The sequence below is a fragment of the Kitasatospora sp. NPDC002040 genome, from assembly GCF_040296785.1.
GTDB lineage: Bacteria > Actinomycetota > Actinomycetes > Streptomycetales > Streptomycetaceae > Kitasatospora.
In genome coordinates, this window is sequence record NZ_JBEOXV010000010.1 from 15,236 (window position 1) to 31,914 (window position 16,679).

Here is a 16,679-nt window from a genome sequence, read left to right on the forward strand (position 1 = left end):
ACCCACGGGCCCGCTGCGGCCGAACGGGTTTCGGCCGGACCCCGCCCCGCTAGCGGGTGAGGACCTGCTTCTCGCCCGCCTCGACCGCCACCGACAGCCGGTTCCCCGGCGGCGGGAACGGGCAGACGAAGTGGTCCGCGAAGGCGCACGGCGGCAGGTAGGCCCGGTTCAGGTCGAGCACCGTCCGGCCCTCGGCGTCCGGTGCGGGCAGCGTGATGAAGCGGAACCGGTACGTCTCCCGCCCGCTGCTGCCGTCCGCTATCACGCCGCTCAGCTGGTGGCCCGCGCGGCTGACGGTCAGGGTGTGGGGCTCACCGAGCAGGTTGAAGGCGATCTGTCCGGTGACGGCGAGCGGCCGCTCCCGGCCGTCGGCGTTCGGCACCACCACGTCGTGGTCGCTCTCGAACGGGGTGAAGACGGCGGGCACCGCCCACTCCGGCGCGTACGGGTACGCGGCGATGCCGGCGAAGCCGGTCCGGGCGGCGGACTCGGGGTCGAAGACCCGCAGCGCGAGTTCGCCCTCGCGCTCGATCGGGACCAGCAGGATGTTACCGAGCGTCAGTAGGTCGCCGTCCGGATCGGTGTCGGGGCGCAGCTCGACCGTGCCGTCCACCGCGCTGTCCGTGCCCTTGACCCGCAGTCCGTCGACGGCGTCGGCCTGCACCAGGACGGCTCCGTCGGCGGCCCACCAGCGGCCGGGCAGGCCGGGGATCCCGGCCGGTTCCGGCTCCAGCCAGTGCGTGCCGGTCAGAGCCAGTGCGCCGTGCGGTGCGCTGACGGAGGCGGTGCGGCGCTCCGTCCAGTGCGTCCACTCCTCGGCGGCGGTGTCGGTCATGCGGTGTCCTCCCTGGAATCGCTTCTTCGACGGCCCGGTCGTCAGGTCCGTCGGCCATGCCTGCCGGTCACGGGCGCCGGTCGCCCAGCGGCCGGAACAGCCCCTCCTGCATCACCGAGACGACCAGCCGGCCGTTCCGGTCGTAGATCTGACCCCGCGCCAGTCCGCGTGCGCCGTGCGCGATCGGCGACTCCTGCTGGTACAGCAGCCACTCGTCGGCCCGGAACGGGCGGTGGAACCACATCGCGTGGTCGAGCGAGGCCATGTCGAAGTTCCGGGTCCCCCAGAGCGGCTCGACCGGGGCCCGGACGGAGTCGAGCAGCGTCATGTCGCTGGCGTACGTGAGCGCGCAGACGTGGATCAGCGGGTTGTCGGGGAGGGCACCGTTGGTCTTCAGCCAGACACCGCTGCGGGGCTCGACCCCGACCAGCTCCTCCTGGGTCCACTTCAGGCGCTCCACGTACCGGATGTCGAAGGGCTGCCGGCGGCTGATGAACGGCGGCAGCTCGCCGAGCCGGGCACCCACCTCGTCCAGCGCGCTCGGCAGGTCCTCGGGGGCGGGCACGTCCGGCATCGCCTCCTGGTGCTCGATGCCGCCCGCCTCGGGCACGTGGAAGTCGGCGGTCAGCGCGAAGATGCTCCGCCCCTGCTGGATGCCGAGCACCCGGCGGGTGGTGAACGAGCGCCCGTCCCTGATCCGGTCCACCTGGTACACGATCGGCACCCCGGGGACCCCGGGCCGCAGGAAGTACGCGTGCAGCGAGTGCACCGGCCGGTCGTCCTCCACCGTCCGCCCCGCCGCCACCAGCGCCTGCCCGGCCACCTGGCCGCCGAAGGTCCGCTGGAGCGCTTCCTCGGGGCTGCGCCCCCGGAAGATGTTGAGCTCGATCTGCTCCAGGTCGAGCAGGTCCACCAGCTGGTCGACGGGGGTGCCCATAGTCGTGTCGTCCTCTCTCGGCCGGACCGTGTGCCGGGCCCGACGCTGCGTTCGTCTACCCAGAAGTCTGCACACCCGGCCCGCATTCCCGCCCAGCAGCTGTCACCTCTGCCGCTGCCGGCGGAGGGAAGCGGGTTCGGCGGTCAGTCGGCCCAACGAGGCGTGCGCACGGCCATCGCAGCACCGAGAGTGGGCAGAGCCGTCATTCACCGGACAAGGACCGTGCCGTGACCACACCATCCTGGAACGCGCCCACCCCACCCGAGCCCGGCTGGGCTGCTCCGCTGCCGGTACCGCTGCACCTGCCGCCCGGCACCATGGTCACCATCGGGGACGTGATCTGCACCCAGACCGAGGTGATCACTCCGAGCGGTACCTGTCCGATCGGGCAGGTGAGCTGGTCCTTCACCGACATGTCCCGCACCACCCGGTCCATTCCGGCCTGGGCGATCGTCTGTGCCGTCCTCTTCTTCGTGTTCTGCTTCCTCGGCCTGCTGTTCCTGCTGGCGAAGGAGGACCGCACCGAGGGGTCGGTCCAAGTGGTGGTGCAAGGACCCAGGCTGCTGCACCAGGTCCAGCTTCCGGTGGCCTCGGTGGCACAGGTGCAGGACTACAGCGCGCGGGTCGGGTACGCCCGCTCGCTCACGGCCGCGGCGTCGCAGATGGGGATCTGACGGAATTTCACGGGCGGGACGGGTTGAGCAGCAGTCGGGGAATCGAGCATTCTTCTGTGCATGACCGTGATCACCGCACCCGAAACCACCGACCGGACGCCGGAGTGGGCTCTGGTGGATGTCGAAACCTCCGGCCTGCGGGCGGCCGAGCACCGGGTGCTGTCGCTCGCGGTCATCACGGTCGATGAGGCGGGTCGGCAGACCGGCGAGTTCTCGACGCTGCTCGATCCGGGATGTGATCCGGGGCCGGTGGAGGTCCACGGCCTGACCCGCGAGCGGTTGCGAGGTGCGCCCCGGTTCGAGCACGTCGCCGGCCGGGTGGCGGAGTTGCTGCAGGGACGGGTCATGGTGGCCCACAACGCCCAGTTCGACTACGACTTCCTGGCCCGTGAGTTCGGAGCCGCCGGTTCGGCGCTTCCGGTGAGTCGGCGGCTGTGCACCGTGGCGCTGAACCGGCGGCTCGGTACACCCACGGACAACCTCCGGCTGGGCACGCTGGCTGCGTTCTACGGAGTCCGGCAACTGCAGGCGCACGACGCGCTGGACGACACCAGGGTGCTGGCCGGCGTCCTGCGCGGGTCGCTTGCGGAAGCGGTCCGGCTCGGGGTGTCGCTGCCGCTGGTCGACTGCCCGCCGCGGCGGGCGTCCCAGTACCGGCCGAGCATCCCGAAGACCCCGTGTGCCTTCCGCAACCCCGGGCGCTGGCAGCCTGGTGGTGCGCTGGTCCAGGGAATGAAGGTGGCGGTCACCGGGGAGACCGGGTTGTCGCGCGAGGAACTGGTGGCCGAGGCGGTGACGGCCGGTCTGAACGTCATGACGGCTGTCAGCAAGCACACCAGCGTGCTGGTGGCCAACGACCTGAGCTCGGGATCGGCGAAGGTCCGTCGTGCCGTCTCCGAAGGGGTGCCGGTCCTGGACGAGGCCGGGTTCCGGGCCCTGCTCCCGACGGTACGGGCCGGGGCCGCCCAGGACGGTGCCTCGACCGCTCCGGCCCGGTCTGCTCCCACTCCCGTTCCCGAGGCGACCGGTACGCCGGCGGCAGCGGCAGCGCCGGTTGCAGCCGCACCGCCGCCGCGCCCGGCCGCGCCGGTGCGCCCGCTGACGGGCCGTCGGGTGCTGGTGCTCGGCGGGACGCACCCCGTTGCGGCGTCCGTGCGGACCCGGGTGGTCGAGCTCGGCGGGAGCGCCGCCGTCAACCTGTCGGCCAACGTCAGCGACGTCGTACTGCTGCCGGGGGGTGAGGCGGACCGACGGCTGACCAGGATCGGCACGCTCGGGTTGATCGTGCACGAGCTGGCCTGGCTGGACGCTCCGCAGTGGACCACGGTGGAGGCCTCGGGCCCGCAGGCCCCCGTGCTGCCGCGTGGAGGGGTGATCGACCTGCCGGCGCCGACCGGGGGGACCGGTTCGCGCTGGCAGGTCGACGTCTCCTGGGCGCAGCAGACCCGCTGCGAGGTGGACGTGGTCGCCTTCGCGGTCGACGAGGACGAACAGGTCTCGTGCGACGAGGACTTCGTCTTCTACGGAGCCCCGGAGAATCCGGGCGGATCCGTCCTGCTCGCCATGGACGGCCCGACCGAGCAGTCCGTCACGGTCGACCTGGCGGCCCTGCCGTTCACCACCCGGAAGGTGGTGGTGGCGGCTGCCGTCGACGGCACCGTGGACTTCGGCGAGGTGGGCGCCATCGAGCTCACCGTGGGCAGGGGCGACGACGGTGGGCCGCTGGCGCAGGCCACCTTGGATGCGGCGACCACCGAACGCACCATGCTGCTGGCCGAGCTCTACCGCCGAGGGCCGTCGTGGCGGCTGCGCGCCGTGGGGCAGGGCTTCGACCACGGGCTGGACGCCCTGGCCCGGTTCTACGGGGTCGACATCGAGGGCTGAACCCGGTGCCCGGGGCGCCGTAGGATATTTGCATGGGAGCGCAAGTAGGTCCGTGGGACGCCGCCGGGGCCGGGCGGGCGGTGGCCGTGCTGAAGGCGGTGGCGGATCCGGTGCGGTACCGGTTGCTGTGGGCGCTGAGTGGGGCGGAGCTGCCGGTGAGTGCGTTGGCGGAGCTGCTGGGGGCGCATGTGGCGGCGACCTCGCAGCACCTGGCGAAGCTGCGGGCGGCCGGGCTGGTCGACTCCCGGCGGGAGGGGACCCGGATCTTCTACCGGGCCGCCGAGGGGGCCGATGTCCGGGGGTTGCTGGAGACGGCGCTGGCGGTGGGCCTGGCCACGGCGCGGGACGACACCGCCACGGGGGCTGCCCCGGAGGGGGAGCCGGTGGCGGCGAAGGCCCGCGCCGGGCGGGCGCTCGGCGCGCGGCGGGTACCCGCGTAGCGCCGGGCCGGGCCGGGTCACCCCTGCTGGGGCTCGTCGTCCTGGCGGCCGAGCAGGCCGTTCTCGTCAAGGCGGTACTCCTGCGGCTCGGCGTCGTAGGAGTACAGCTCCGCGTAGCGGCCCCAGTCGGTGGCGGTCTCCAGCTGCCGTTCCACCTGGACGCTGGTGAAGTGGTGGGCCAGGACGTCCCGGAAGAAGCCGGCCCGCAGGGTGCCGGTCGGGTTCTGCCGGAGGCTGCTGGTGATCAGCTGGACCAGGGGGACGCCGATCGCGGCCATCGCGAAGATGGTCTTCGAGGTCTGTACGTCGGCGCGGGCGAAGGCGGTGCCGCGCTCGGTCAGGACCAGGTCGTTGCCGCCGACGGCGGCCAGGCCGAGCAGGTCGAGGGCGTCCACCAGGGGCAGGACGTCGTCGACCTCCAGGCCGAGGTCGTCGGCCAGGTCGGCGAGGTCGCAGCGGCCGCCGGCGTGGGCGACCAGTTCGGCCAGGCCGGAGAGGCCGTCCACGCTGGCGGTGGGGAGCGGGGTGTTGGCGGGGGTGGGGCGGTCGACCGCGGTGGAACGGCCGGGAGTCCGGGTCTCCTTGGGGCGGCCGGTCATGGTCCGGTAGACCTGGTCGATCAGCTCCTCGAAGGCGGGGGCGGTACGGTCGCGCGGGCGGTCCTGGTCGACCTCGAAGACGGCCTGGACGGTGCCGTACGGGCGGGAGCCGAGCACCACGATCCGGTCCGCCAGCAGGACGGCCTCCTCGATGTTGTGGGTGACCAGCACGATGGCCCGGGTGGGGAACTGTCCGGACTCCCAGAGCTCCATCAGTTCGCCGCGCAGGTTCTCCGCGGTCAGGACGTCGAGGGCGGAGAACGGCTCGTCCATCATCAGGACGTCCGGCTCGACCACCAACGCCCTTGCGAAGCCCACCCGTTGGCGCATGCCGCCGGAGAGCTCCTTGGGGTAGGCGGACTCGAAGCCGTCCAGGCCGATCAGGTCGATCGCCTGCCGGGCGGCCTCGGCCCGGTCGGGGGCGTTCCAGCCCTGGGCCTCCAGGCCGAGCTCGACGTTCTGCTGGACCGTCAGCCAGGGCAGCAGGGCGAAGTTCTGGAACACCATCGCGGTACCGGGGTTGGCGCCGTTGAGGGCCCGGCCCCGGTACGAGACGGTGCCGGAGCTGGCCGGTACCAGGCCGGCCAGGCAGCGCAGCAGGGTGGACTTGCCGGAGCCGGACTTGCCGAGCAGGGCGACCACTTCACCGGCCCGGACGGTCAGGTCGATCCCGCCGAGCACGGGCAGCTCGCCGTCGGCGCCGGCGTACGACTTGGTCAACCCGACGGTCTCCAGCAGGACTTGGCCGTCCACGGCGCGGTCGGGCCGGACGTGCCCGGAGGTCCGGAGGGCAGGGGTACGGAACTTGCGCAGGGTGTTCAGGTTCATGGTGGAACTCCAGGGGGTCTCAGAGCGAGTAGCGGGTCTCGGCGAGCCGGTACAGCCGGCGCCAGACCAGGCGGTTGAGCGTGACCACGTAGAGGCTCATCACGGCCACCCCGGCCAGCAGCCGCGGGAAGTCGCCGTCCGAGGTGGCCTGCGCGATGTACGCGCCGAGGCCGGTGGCGGTCAGGGTGGTGGCGCCGAAGGTGACCACCTCGGAGACGATCGAGGCGTTCCAGGCGCCGCCGGAGGCGGTGATCCCGCCGGTGACGTAGGAGGGGAAGATGCCGGGGATGATCAGCCGCTTCCAGCGCTGCCAACCCCGGACGCCGAGGTCGTCCATCGCCTCGCGCAGGTCGGTCGGGATCGACATGGCGCCCGCGATGGTGTTGAAGAGGATGTACCACTGGGCGCCGAGCGCCATCAGCAGGATGCCGCCGACGTCGATCGAGAGCCCGGTCCTGAGGAAGAACCAGACCGCCAGCGGGAAGAGGAAGTTGGCCGGAAAACTGGCCAGCACCTGCACCACCGGCTGGGCGATCCGGGTCAGTTTCGGCGAGAAGCCGATCAGCACCCCGACCGGCACCCAGACCAGGGTGGCCAGCACGGTCAGCACCAGTACCCGGGCCAGGGTGGCGAGTCCGAGCAGCAGCGGCTCGCCGAAGACGCCGAGCCCGGTACGGGAGTCGAGGTAGCGGCCCAGGTCGACCAGGCCCCAGAGGATCAGGCCGCCGGCCAGCACCGCGAAGACCACGTCGCCGGTCCGGCGCCGGGCGCGGTCGACCACCAGCGGGCGGTCGTCCACTCCGAACACCCGCCCGGCCCGGGAGCAGGCCAGGCCGACCGGACGGAGCCAACGGCCGAGCACCCGGGGCCAGTTGGAGCGCCGCAGGAAGTCCAGTACCAGCGAGCGCTGGACCTCGCCGCGCTCCGACTGCTCGTTCTTGAACCGCTCGGCCCAGGCGGTCAGCGGCCGCCAGAACAGGAAGTTCACACCGATCACCATGACCGCCATGGTGAGGATGGCCCAGCCGACCTTGCCCAGGTCGCCGTCGGCGATCGCCGCCCCGGCGTAGGAGCCGACGCCCGGCAGGGCGTACTCCTGGTTGCCGACGCTGATCATCTCGGAGGCGACCAGGAAGAACCAGCCGCCGCCGAAGCTCATCATCCCGTTCCAGACCAGCCCGATCGCCCCGGCGGGCAGCTCGACCTTCCAGAACCGCATCCACCGGGTGAAGCGGAACGACCTTGACAGCTCGTCGAGTTCGCCCGGCAGTGAGACCAGCGAGTGGTAGAACCCGAAGGTCATGTTCCAGGCCTGCGAGGTGAAGATGGCGAAGACCGCCGCGCACTCCAGGCCGAACAGCGAGCCCGGGAAGAGCGCGATGAAGCCGGTCACCGCGATGGTCAGGAAGCCGAGCACCGGCACCGACTGGAGGATGTCCAGGGCCGGGATCAGTACCCGTTCGAGCCGGCGGCTGCGGGCGGCGGCGTAGGCGTAGAGGAAGGTGAAGACCACCGAGGCGGCCAGTGCCACGAACATCCGCAGCAGGCTGCGGGCCGCGTCGTACGGCAGTTGCGAGGGGTCGGTGCTGATCGACAGGGTCTCGTCGGGGGTGAAGGAGACCGTGGTCCCCCGGCCGACCCGAAGGGCGGTGTAGAGCAGGACCAGGACGGCCGCGGCCACCACCAGGTCCACCCAGGAGAACCTGCCCGGGCCGCGGACGGGGCGGCCGGCGCGGGCAGGGGTGTGCTGTGTCCGGAACGACATCACGAGAAAAAGACCTCCGGCCGCACGGGTGCGCACGCCGGGGCACCCGGTCGGCGCCGGGCGTGCCGACGGCGGGGGAGGCCCGGCGTGGGCCGGTGCGGAGAGTTACGGAAAAGGAGAGCTCAGTGGCCGACCGCAGCAACCGGGGGAACCGGGCAGGCGGTCAGCGGCCACCGGCGGGGCGGAGGCAGTGCAGGCGACTGGGGGGTTCCGCGTTCATGGCTGCCTCCTCTCCGGTACGGCACAGCGAACTGGCCGGATGTTCTTCCGTCCCCCCGAGTCTGCACCTTTATTGCGTCACGACGCAAATAAGGTGATCAGCGACTCGCTCCCAGGGCCCGCGACACCCGCAGCGCGCTGGCGGCCACCGCCGGGCCGAGCACCCGGACCCGGGCGGCGGTGATCCGCGAGGTCAGCCCGGAGACCGAGAGCGCCCCGGTCACGGTGTCGGTGTGGTCGAAGACCGGCGCGGCCACGCAGCGCACCTCGGGCTCGTTCTCCCGGTCGTCGACCGCGTAGCCCCTGGTCCTGATCCGGGCCAACTCGGCTCGCAGCGAGGCCGGTTCGGTGAGCGTGCGGGTGGTGCTGGGCGGCAGGCCGGCCGCCACCACCGCGGTGAACGCGTCCTCCGGCAGCCAGGCCAGCATCGCCTTGCCCACCGCGGTGCGGTACATCGGCGCCCGGCTGCCGATCCGGGAGGCCATCCGGACGGCGGTCTCGTTCTCGACCTTGTCGATGTAGACCACGTGCGGCGGGTCCGGCACGCACAGGTGCACGGTGCCGCCGACCTCGTGCATCAGCCGGTGCGACTCCTCGGCCGCCACCGTCCTCAGGTCCAGCCCGACCAGGTACGCCTGGCCCAGCATCAGCGACCCAGGGCCGAGCCGGAAGTGGCCCGACTCCCGGTCCCGGCTGAGGAGTTGGGCCTCCACCAGCGGCTCGGCCAGTCGCAGCACGGTGCTCTTCGCCAGTCCGAGCGACTCCGCCACCGAGGTCAGCGACAGCCCGGCGGCCACCCCGGAGTGGTCCCGGACGTGTTCCAGCACTGCCAGCGCACGGCGCAGCGAGGCGGACTGGTTCCGCGGCGGCACCTCGGGCACGCCTGACCCCATTCGTCGGTGAACAGATGATCGGACGTTACGACTCCTGCGCCGCCCGGGGCCAGTTCCGCAGCACACAGTTTTGCACTGCACAACATTCGCCGAACCGTCTTGCCGCCGCCCCGGACGGCTTCCTACCGTCACCGCTCACTTGCCCTTCGTTTCGAGGAGGTACCCCGTGAAGCTCTCCCGCTCCGTCTCCCGGCCGCTCCGCCGGGCCGCCCTGGTGGCCCTGTCCGGCATCGTCCTGGCCGCCTGCGCCCCGGGCACCGCCTCCACCACCGGCACCGCGGACAAGGGCAGCGGCACGCTCAAGGTCTGGCTCTACGACGAGGCCAACCGGGCGCCGAAGGAGAAGGTGGTGGCCGCCGCCGTGGCCGACTTCAAGGCCGCCCACCCCGGCTCCGACGTGCAGGTCGGCTACATCCCGACCGATGCCGGGCCGCGCGCCGAGAAGATGAAGGGCGCCTTCAACGACCCGGCCAGCGCACCGGACGTGGTGGAGTTCGGCAACACCGACCTGTTCGGCTACGTCGCGGCCGGCGGCCTGGCCGACCTGACCGCCGACCTGTCCGGCTGGGCCGAGGGCAAGGACCTCCCGCAGGACCTGCGCGACACCGCCACCGTGGACGGCAAGGCGTACGGCCTGCCGTGGTGGATCGCCGTCCGCTCGCTGTACTACCGCACCGACGTCTTCACCGAGTTGGGCCTCACCCCGCCCACCAGCTACGACGGGCTGCTGGACGCGGCGAAGAAGGTCCGGGCCGGCAAGCCCGACCTGCTGGGGATCGCGGTCGGCGGCAAGTACACCTTCGGCGCGCTGCCCTTCGTCTGGGCCAACGGCGGCGACCTGGCCGCCCAGCAGAACGGCGTCTACGCGGCCACCGTGAACGCGGCGGGTGCGCAGGCCGGGGTGAAGGCGTACACCGACCTGTTCGCCGACGGGATCTGTCCGGCCCAGCGCTGTGCGGACCTGACCGGCGGCAAGACGGTCGAGGCGTTCGCCTCCGGCACGGCGGGGATGGCGATCCTGCCCAACTCCTCGCGCAGTGCGGTCGACGCGGGTGCGGTCAAGGGCAAGTACGCGGTGGTCCCGCTGCCGGGTGTGGCGGCCGGCTCGATCGCCCCGGCGTTCTCCGGCGGCAACGACCTCGGGATCATGAAGTCCTCCCAACACCGTTCGCTGGCCGTCGACTTCCTCACCACGCTGGGTGGGAAGAAGCACCAGTTGGCCCTGTTCGACGCGATGGGCACGCTGCCCACGCTGGCCTCCGCCCGGGCCGAGGTGAGCGCCCGGGACCCGTGGCTGAAGCCGTTCACCGACACCATCGCGGCCGGTACCAAGTTCGTTCCCAAGCACCCGGGTTGGGCGAAGATCGACGCGCAGGCCGTGGTGCCGACGATGCTGCAGAAGGTGATCACCGGCAAGGCCGACGTGGGTGCCGCCACCGCCGAGGCGGCCACCGCGATGAACGCCGCCCTCGGGGCCAAGTAAGGTGCCGGGCCCGATCGTCCTGCTGCGCAGGCGAGTTCCGGCACCCGTCTGGCTGCTGCTGCCCGCCGCGCTGGTCCTGGTGCCGCTGTTCGGGTACCCGATGTACCAGCTCGGCCTGCTCTCGGTGCTGGACTTCGGCCAGCCGCAGGCCTCCGGCGGCGTACCCGCGACCCTCGCCGGCCTGGCCAACTACACCCAGCTGCTGGGGGACCGCCAGTTCTGGGACGTGCTGCTGCAGACCCTGGTCTTCGCGGGCGGCTGCGTGCTGGCCACCCTCGCGGTGGGCGGCGCGCTCGCCGTCCTGCTGACCCGGGCCGGCCGCCGCTCACGGCTGTTCCTGATGTTCGCCGCCCTCGGCGCCTGGGCCGCACCGGCGATGACCGGCTCCACCGTCTGGATGTTCCTGCTCGACACCAACTCCGGTCTGGTGAACGAGATCCTGGGCACCACCGGCCACAACTGGATGTACGACAAGTGGCCCGCGTTCGTGATCGTCGGCGCGGTGGTGGTCTGGCACTCCTTCCCGTTCGTGATGATCACCCTGTACGCGGGCATCCAGGCGATCCCGGTCTCGGTACTGGAGGCGGCGAAGCTGGACGGCGCCTCCGCCTTCGCCACCGCGCGGCTGGTGCTGCTGCCGATGCTCCGGCCGCTGCTGGTGATCGTGGTGATCCAGTCGGTGATCTGGGACTTCAAGGTGTTCACCCAGATCTACGTGATGACCACCGGTGGCGGCATCGCCGGACAGAACCTGGTCCTCAACGTGTACGCCTACCAGCAGGCCTTCGCCTCCTCCGACTACAGCCTCGGCGCGGCGATCGGCGTCCTGATGACGCTGATCCTGCTCGCCGTCACCGCCCTCTACATCCGCGCCCTGCGTCGCTCCGGGGAGGAGCTGTGAAACCGAACCGTCTGGCCAACTCCCTTGTCGTGGCAGCCGGGTTGGTCACCGTCTTCCCGCTCTACTGGATGGTGCTGTCCGCCCTCAAGCCGGACGGCGAGCTGACCTCGGCCGACCCGAGGCCGTGGACCTGGGCGCCCACCCTGGACAACTTCCGGGACGCGCTCGGGGTGAGCGGCTTCGGCCGGTACTTCCTGAACAGCCTGCTGGTCGCGGTCGTGGTGGTGCTGCTCTCGGCCGGGGTCGCCTTCCTCGCGGCCGTCGCGCTGACCAGGTTCAGGTTCCGGTTCCGCACCACCGTGCTGGTGATGTTCCTGGTCGCCCAGATGGTGCCGATCGAGGCGCTGACCATCCCGCTGTTCTTCCTGGTCCGCGATCTCGGCACGGTGGCACCGGGGTTGGGCCTCAGCTCGCTCGGCTCGCTGATGCTGGTGAACCTGGCCTTCTCACTGCCGTTCGCGATCTGGATGCTGCGCGGCTTCGTCGCCGCGGTGCCCGAATCCCTGGAGGAGGCGGCCCGGTTGGACGGTGCGAGCCGGTTCACCGTGCTGTGGCGGATCGTCTTCCCGCTGGTGGCGCCCGGCCTGGCCGCCACCTCGGTGTTCTCGTTCATCACGTCCTGGAACGACTTCGTCTTCGCCAAGACGCTGATCCTGGACACCGACCACCAGACGCTGCCGGCCGCCCTGCTGGTCTTCTTCAAGCCGGACGAGAACGACTGGGGCGGCATCATGGCCGCCTCCACCCTGATGACGCTGCCGGTGCTGCTCTTCTTCGTGCTGGTCCAGCGCCACCTGGTCTCGGGGCTGGGAGGTGCGGTCAAGGACTGAGCCGGGCTCAGTTCACCCCGCGCGGGCGGAACTGGATGCTGATCCGGGGTCCGACCGCGCGGGCGGTCTTCGGGACGGCGTGCTCCCAGGTGCGCTGGCAGGAGCCGCCCATCACCAGCAGGTCCCCGTGCCCGAGCGCGTACCGGACCGTCTCCCCGCCCCCGCCGGCGGGCCGCAGCGCCAGCGCGCGCGGCTCGCCGACCGAGACGATCGCCACCATGGTGTCCTCCGACCGCCCGCGCCCGATCCGGTCGCCGTGCCAGGGCACGCTGTCGTTCCCGTCCCGGTAGAGGCAGAGCCCGGCGGTCACGAACGGCTCGCCCAGCTCGCGCGCGTAGTACCCGCCGAGCGCCGCCCGCATCTGCTCCAGCACCGGATCGGGCAGCGCCTCGCCCACCCCGAAGTACGCCAGCAGCCGGGGCACCGCCACCACCCGCTCGTACATCTCCCGCTGCTCGGCCCGCCACTCCACCCCGTCGGCCAGCCGCTCGAACAGCACGTCCGCCCCGCGCACCCACCCCGGCAGCACGTCCACCCAGGCCCCGCGCCCGAGCGCCGTCCGGCGCACCCCGGTGAGGGGCCCGAGCTCGGGGCGGTCGGTGCTCAGCAGTGATCCCTGGAAGTGCATGGCACCAGCGTACGCCCTGAATCGAAAAGATGTTCTAATCCATATCCGCAGGGCCTGCCCCTGGCGGAGCAAGGGGATGTGATCGGTCGCGATGGTTGTCACCTGGTCGTGGTGACTGACACCGATGCTGCGGAGACGTCTGAGCGCAGAGGAGCCCCGATCCTCACGGACCGGGGCTCCTCGCCGATCGGACCGGTCAGTCCCGGTCGCCAACGGCGATGTCAGTTATGGCGGCGACGTTGGCTGGCACGTACCCTCCAGCATCCCCGTTTCCCCATGCCACGACGGTTCCGTTGCTGCGCAAGGCGGCGAAGGCAGAGTCGCTGCCCACCACCTCAACGACGTCGTCCAGGCCCGCGACGGCCTCGGGAAGACTGCCGCCGGCGCCCGGGTTTCCCCATACCGCGACCATGCCATTGGCGCGCCGGGCGGCGAACGCAGACTTGGTGCTGGAGACCTGGACGACATCCTTGAGTCCGCTGATTTCCTCCGGAAGCCTCCCGCCGTCATTCTGGTTACCCCATGCCACGACACTTCCGTCAGCACGCACTGCGGCGAAGGCGGTTGAAGTGCTGGCGATGCTTCTGGTTGCCATGAACTCTCCCTGATCCGGCGAACAGTTGACTGCTGGTCAGTTCATCATGATCGACAGCGACGGCTCATGTGAGCCTTGAGACAGTTCGGTGTCGGTGACAGGTAGGCCGCCCAACGTGAGGAGGTGCCAACGGCGATGACCAGATGGTGCCGACTGCCGCGACCAGGGCGAGGCATCGTGCCTGCTCAACATCCGCCGGTGGTGTCACCTGTCGCGAGCGGTCGCACGGTTCGCGGAGCGAATCCGCCGTCTGCCGTGAACGGGTCCCACTCGCTCGGGAGGCCTTTACACGGTCGTCGGCCGGTCGGTGTCGATCTTCGGGATTCTGATGTCGATCTTCTGATGGCCGGTCAGACTGACTCGGCCGAGCGGCTCTTCGAATCCTGGCGGGAGTCCGGTCAGACGTCAGAGAGAAGGAGCTTTCCGCCATGCCCACCTCCGCCCCCACCGCGCCGGTCGCCGGCCAGGCGGCCGCCCCGCTGCGGCTCTCCCTGGTCCAGCAGGCCGTCAAGAAGAAGACCAGGCTCAGCGCCGACAAGGGCGCCACCGTGGCCGTGGCCACGGCCACGGTGTACCTGCTGGGGAAGGTCGTCGACGGTGCGCAGTCCGCGGCCCTGGCCGACGGCAAGCAGAAGATCCTCCCTCGGTACATCAGCCGGGCGATCACCGGCGACACCGACCTGCGCGCCGTCGGTGCGAACTGGCTCGTACAGGTGGTGCCCCCGCCCCGGCTCCCCTCGGCGGGTACGAAGACCGGGTCCGCCGGCAAGAAGGTCAAGAACGGCGGGGACAGCGCGGCCGACTCCGCCCACGAGTACGGCAGCGCGGTCCGCCAGGTCGTGAAGGCGCGCAAGCTGCAGATCTCCAGCAACGCCGCGGACGCGCTCAGCGGCATCGCCAGCGCGTACGTGGACGAGCTCGCCGGCCTGGCAGGCGAGTTGGCCCAGCAGGCCGACCGCAAGACGGTCACCGGAGAGGACGTCCTGGGGGCGACCGGGATTCTCCTGCGCGGCGGCCTCAAGACGGAGACCGACACCCGGATCAAGGACGCCCTGCGGCAGCAGGTGCCCGCCAAGGCGTAGTAGGACTTCCCGTCCGCCGGGCTTGGACCGGGCTCGGCTGCGGACCATCGCTATTGAACAGCGCACGGGCAGCGGCCCGCACGAGCGGCCCGGCCACCGACCCGCATCACTTGGCAAAGGGGATCAATGAGCTTCGCCGGCAAGTACGAGATGACCAGCAGCGACAACTTCGAGGAGTACCTGAAGGCGGTGGGAGTCGGATTCGCCACCCGGAAACTGGCGGCTTCCTCGAAGCCGACAGTGGAGCTGACCGAGGACGGCGACGCCTTCACCCTGAAGACCACCACCACCTTCAAGACCATCACCCTCGCCTTCACCCTCGGCCAGGAGTTCGCCGAGGAGACCGACGACGGCCGGAAGGTCCCGACCACGATCGTCCGCGACGGCAACAAGCTGGTCCAGCAGCAGCACCTGGACGGCCTGATCGCCACTATCACCCGAACCTTCACCGCCGACGGACTCGAAGCCACCTTCGAAGCCGACGGCGTCGTCTCCAAGCGCAGCTACAAGCGGGTCTGACCCAGCACCACCCCGCTGAGGTCCGGCCGGGGTCGGAGGTCGCGACCTCCATGCTTCGGTGCGGGCCTGGCTGACACACTGTTGCTCCGTGTTGCCGTCCATGATCGGAGAGTTCCGTGCCCGAAACGCCTTCCACTGACGACCAGAACCCCAAGCTCAACGTGATCGCGCTGACCCTCTCGGGCTCCGCCGAGGTCGAGCGGGCGGCGATCGACGGTGACGTCGAGGCGGACGCCATCATCAACCTGCCCATCACCGGCGAGCCCCGCTAGAAGGACCGGCGTTGCGGCACGTCCGCCAGGTGAGTGGACCTGCCGCAACACCACCTCCCCGCTGTCACCAGGATCGCCATCGGGCGCCGCGGCTCGATCTTGCCGCCACCTCGTCTGCCGACGTCTCCACCCCACTGCCTGCCGGTCGGCCCGGGGTCCAGCGAGGGCGGGCGAACACCTGGTCCGTCCCACCGAGAGTCGATGTCTGACAGGGCATCATCGCCCCACCTGCGGTGACGGGCTACGCCGATCGGGACCCCACCGTGCCCAGCCGGGCAGCCCCGGCCGCAGGGTGCGAAAGCAGGGACGCTCCCGTCCAGTTGCGTCTGCTGTGGGTCAGATCGCGAGGGGCCGATGGCATGGGGTGTCGCCGCCCTCGGCGTCCTCGCGCTCCTGGTCGCTGTCCCCAGCTCGGCCGACGCCGCCGACGCACCGGCGAATTCCACTGCAGGTACGGCCTGTTGGGCAGCCGGAGCAACGTCCTGGCCGACCCCGACAACCGCGTGTGCATCAACGTGGACGGGGCCACCCCGCTGGAGCCGGCCATGGCCCCGCAGAACTTCACCGACTCCACCGCCACGGACTTCGCGGAGTTCGACTGCGAAGGTGACATCTGCACCGTGGCCAACCCGGGCAAGAAGCTCAGCATCCTCACCAGGTTCCGCTCGGTCATCCTCTCGTAGCCTGTCGCACGCCGACGGAGGCCACCGGGCCGAGGCCCTGGTTGGGGAACGCCACCGTGGCGCTCCCCAACCAGGGACCGGTCGTCAGGAGAAGATGACGGAGCGCAGCTTGAGCTTCGTGCCGAGCCTCTTGCCGGGCTTCATGACGTAGTAGGTGTCGCCGTTGCATTCGGACTCGAGGAAGACGGTGGCGGTGGAGTCCGTGAAGTTCTCCGGGGAGTGGGCGGGGGAGTCCTCGGTGGCGCCTTCGAGGTCGATGCAGACGCCGCTCTTCGGGTCGGCGATCCCGGACTTGGCACCGGCGCCAGTCCTGTACAGGAAGTCGCCGGCGGCGGCGTTCGCGGGCAAGGGGGTTGAGAGCAGCAGAGCGAAGACGCCGACGGTGGTGACGGCGGCCTGACGAAGACGCATAGGACTGGCCCTTTGGGGACGGGTACCTGCCGGTACCGGACGATCAGTGCGAAATAACCTTAGAAGGCCAGAAACCGGATAAACGTTCCTTCTCGACACGCCCGTTGTGTCGCGCGACAGGACGGCCCACCCGCCGGACAACACCGGGCACAACCCCTGCGGCTGACGGTGGCGGGCACCTCGGACCCGTACACCGACGGT

General features: G+C 70.9%; 18 protein-coding genes. 10 read left to right on the forward strand and 8 right to left on the reverse strand.

Features of this window, described 5'->3' with window-relative positions:
• Positions 1 to 49 precede the first annotated feature (49 nt).
• Entirely contained in the window at positions 50 to 835 is a 786-nt protein-coding gene (locus tag ABT118_RS21485) for a DUF1684 domain-containing protein (RefSeq protein ID WP_350671233.1), read from the reverse strand.
• A gap of 67 nt (positions 836 to 902) precedes the next feature.
• Positions 903 to 1,772, reverse strand: a complete 870-nt coding sequence (locus ABT118_RS21490) for an acyl-CoA thioesterase (protein WP_350671235.1) — start codon at positions 1,770 to 1,772, stop codon at positions 903 to 905.
• A 227-nt stretch (positions 1,773 to 1,999) separates the two neighbouring features.
• Here ABT118_RS21490 and ABT118_RS21495 point away from each other — a divergent pair, with 227 nt between their 5' ends.
• The 3 genes from ABT118_RS21495 to ABT118_RS21505 are packed head-to-tail and all read left to right on the forward strand — an operon-like array spanning position 2,000 to position 4,770.
• Complete coding sequence (locus ABT118_RS21495) at positions 2,000 to 2,446, forward strand: hypothetical protein (protein WP_350671238.1); 447 nt, start codon at positions 2,000 to 2,002, stop codon at positions 2,444 to 2,446.
• A gap of 60 nt (positions 2,447 to 2,506) precedes the next feature.
• Complete coding sequence (locus ABT118_RS21500; protein ID WP_350671242.1) at positions 2,507 to 4,330, forward strand: TerD family protein; 1,824 nt, start codon at positions 2,507 to 2,509, stop codon at positions 4,328 to 4,330.
• A 32-nt stretch (positions 4,331 to 4,362) separates the two neighbouring features.
• Positions 4,363 to 4,770: an ArsR/SmtB family transcription factor gene (locus tag ABT118_RS21505; protein ID WP_350671245.1), complete on the forward strand. Its 408-nt coding sequence runs from the start codon at positions 4,363 to 4,365 to the stop codon at positions 4,768 to 4,770.
• A gap of 17 nt (positions 4,771 to 4,787) precedes the next feature.
• Here ABT118_RS21505 and ABT118_RS21510 read toward each other — a convergent pair whose 3' ends face one another.
• From ABT118_RS21510 to ABT118_RS21520, 3 genes are all read right to left on the reverse strand, one after another.
• Positions 4,788 to 6,197, reverse strand: a complete 1,410-nt coding sequence (locus ABT118_RS21510) for an ABC transporter ATP-binding protein (protein ID WP_350671247.1) — start codon at positions 6,195 to 6,197, stop codon at positions 4,788 to 4,790.
• A gap of 19 nt (positions 6,198 to 6,216) precedes the next feature.
• Entirely contained in the window at positions 6,217 to 7,962 is a 1,746-nt protein-coding gene (locus ABT118_RS21515) for an ABC transporter permease (RefSeq protein WP_350671250.1), read from the reverse strand.
• A 317-nt stretch (positions 7,963 to 8,279) separates the two neighbouring features.
• A complete protein-coding gene (locus ABT118_RS21520; protein ID WP_350671253.1) occupies positions 8,280 to 9,062 on the reverse strand; it encodes an IclR family transcriptional regulator in 783 nt (260 codons plus the stop codon).
• Positions 9,063 to 9,240: 178 nt separating this feature from the next.
• Here ABT118_RS21520 and ABT118_RS21525 point away from each other — a divergent pair, with 178 nt between their 5' ends.
• The 3 genes from ABT118_RS21525 to ABT118_RS21535 are packed head-to-tail and all read left to right on the forward strand — an operon-like array spanning position 9,241 to position 12,288.
• Positions 9,241 to 10,557, forward strand: coding sequence for an extracellular solute-binding protein (locus tag ABT118_RS21525; protein ID WP_350671255.1), 1,317 nt, complete (start codon positions 9,241 to 9,243; stop codon positions 10,555 to 10,557).
• Between the two features lies 1 nt (position 10,558).
• The gene (locus ABT118_RS21530; protein ID WP_350671257.1) at positions 10,559 to 11,458 is read left to right on the forward strand and encodes a carbohydrate ABC transporter permease; all 900 of its coding nucleotides are present in this window, start codon (positions 10,559 to 10,561) and stop codon (positions 11,456 to 11,458) included.
• On the forward strand, positions 11,455 to 12,288 hold the full coding sequence (locus tag ABT118_RS21535; protein WP_350671260.1) for a carbohydrate ABC transporter permease: 834 nt from the start codon (positions 11,455 to 11,457) through the stop codon (positions 12,286 to 12,288). The genes ABT118_RS21530 and ABT118_RS21535 overlap by 4 nt, the downstream gene beginning before the upstream one ends.
• A 7-nt stretch (positions 12,289 to 12,295) precedes the next feature.
• On the opposite strand, the gene ABT118_RS21540 is transcribed toward ABT118_RS21535, so the two are convergent.
• Together ABT118_RS21540 and ABT118_RS21545 are read right to left on the reverse strand one after the other, a co-directional pair.
• On the reverse strand, positions 12,296 to 12,916 hold the full coding sequence (locus ABT118_RS21540) for an alpha-ketoglutarate-dependent dioxygenase AlkB (RefSeq protein WP_350671261.1): 621 nt from the start codon (positions 12,914 to 12,916) through the stop codon (positions 12,296 to 12,298).
• 196 nt (positions 12,917 to 13,112) lie between these two features.
• The gene (locus tag ABT118_RS21545) at positions 13,113 to 13,511 is read right to left on the reverse strand and encodes an RCC1 domain-containing protein (RefSeq protein ID WP_350671264.1); all 399 of its coding nucleotides are present in this window, start codon (positions 13,509 to 13,511) and stop codon (positions 13,113 to 13,115) included.
• Between the two features lie 428 nt (positions 13,512 to 13,939).
• Here ABT118_RS21545 and ABT118_RS21550 point away from each other — a divergent pair, with 428 nt between their 5' ends.
• From ABT118_RS21550 to ABT118_RS21565, 4 genes are all read left to right on the forward strand, one after another.
• On the forward strand, positions 13,940 to 14,593 hold the full coding sequence (locus ABT118_RS21550) for a histone-like protein (protein ID WP_350671266.1): 654 nt from the start codon (positions 13,940 to 13,942) through the stop codon (positions 14,591 to 14,593).
• Between the two features lie 126 nt (positions 14,594 to 14,719).
• A complete protein-coding gene (locus ABT118_RS21555) occupies positions 14,720 to 15,112 on the forward strand; it encodes a lipocalin/fatty-acid binding family protein (RefSeq protein ID WP_350671269.1) in 393 nt (130 codons plus the stop codon).
• A gap of 116 nt (positions 15,113 to 15,228) precedes the next feature.
• Positions 15,229 to 15,384, forward strand: coding sequence for a hypothetical protein (locus ABT118_RS21560; RefSeq protein WP_350671271.1), 156 nt, complete (start codon positions 15,229 to 15,231; stop codon positions 15,382 to 15,384).
• Between the two features lie 461 nt (positions 15,385 to 15,845).
• Entirely contained in the window at positions 15,846 to 16,067 is a 222-nt protein-coding gene (locus ABT118_RS21565; RefSeq protein ID WP_350671273.1) for a hypothetical protein, read from the forward strand.
• 84 nt (positions 16,068 to 16,151) lie between these two features.
• Here the strand turns inward: ABT118_RS21565 and ABT118_RS21570 are convergent, their stop codons facing one another.
• Entirely contained in the window at positions 16,152 to 16,478 is a 327-nt protein-coding gene (locus tag ABT118_RS21570) for a hypothetical protein (protein WP_350671275.1), read from the reverse strand.
• Positions 16,479 to 16,679: the final 201 nt, after the last annotated feature.

What these genes read in the sequence shown, in the direction of transcription:
- ABT118_RS21505 (WP_350671245.1), top strand. Translation starts at nt 4,363, where the DNA reads ATGGGAGCGCAAGTAGGTCCGTGGGACGCCGCCGGGGCCGGGCGGGCG.
- ABT118_RS21540 (WP_350671261.1), bottom strand. Translation starts at nt 12,916, where the DNA reads ATGCACTTCCAGGGATCACTGCTGAGCACCGACCGCCCCGAGCTCGGG.
- ABT118_RS21490 (WP_350671235.1), bottom strand. Translation starts at nt 1,772, where the DNA reads ATGGGCACCCCCGTCGACCAGCTGGTGGACCTGCTCGACCTGGAGCAG.
- ABT118_RS21515 (WP_350671250.1), bottom strand. Translation starts at nt 7,962, where the DNA reads ATGTCGTTCCGGACACAGCACACCCCTGCCCGCGCCGGCCGCCCCGTC.
- ABT118_RS21500 (WP_350671242.1), top strand. Translation starts at nt 2,507, where the DNA reads ATGACCGTGATCACCGCACCCGAAACCACCGACCGGACGCCGGAGTGG.
- ABT118_RS21555 (WP_350671269.1), top strand. Translation starts at nt 14,720, where the DNA reads ATGAGCTTCGCCGGCAAGTACGAGATGACCAGCAGCGACAACTTCGAG.
- ABT118_RS21485 (WP_350671233.1), bottom strand. Translation starts at nt 835, where the DNA reads ATGACCGACACCGCCGCCGAGGAGTGGACGCACTGGACGGAGCGCCGC.
- ABT118_RS21510 (WP_350671247.1), bottom strand. Translation starts at nt 6,197, where the DNA reads ATGAACCTGAACACCCTGCGCAAGTTCCGTACCCCTGCCCTCCGGACC.
- ABT118_RS21550 (WP_350671266.1), top strand. Translation starts at nt 13,940, where the DNA reads ATGCCCACCTCCGCCCCCACCGCGCCGGTCGCCGGCCAGGCGGCCGCC.
- ABT118_RS21545 (WP_350671264.1), bottom strand. Translation starts at nt 13,511, where the DNA reads ATGGCAACCAGAAGCATCGCCAGCACTTCAACCGCCTTCGCCGCAGTG.
- ABT118_RS21570 (WP_350671275.1), bottom strand. Translation starts at nt 16,478, where the DNA reads ATGCGTCTTCGTCAGGCCGCCGTCACCACCGTCGGCGTCTTCGCTCTG.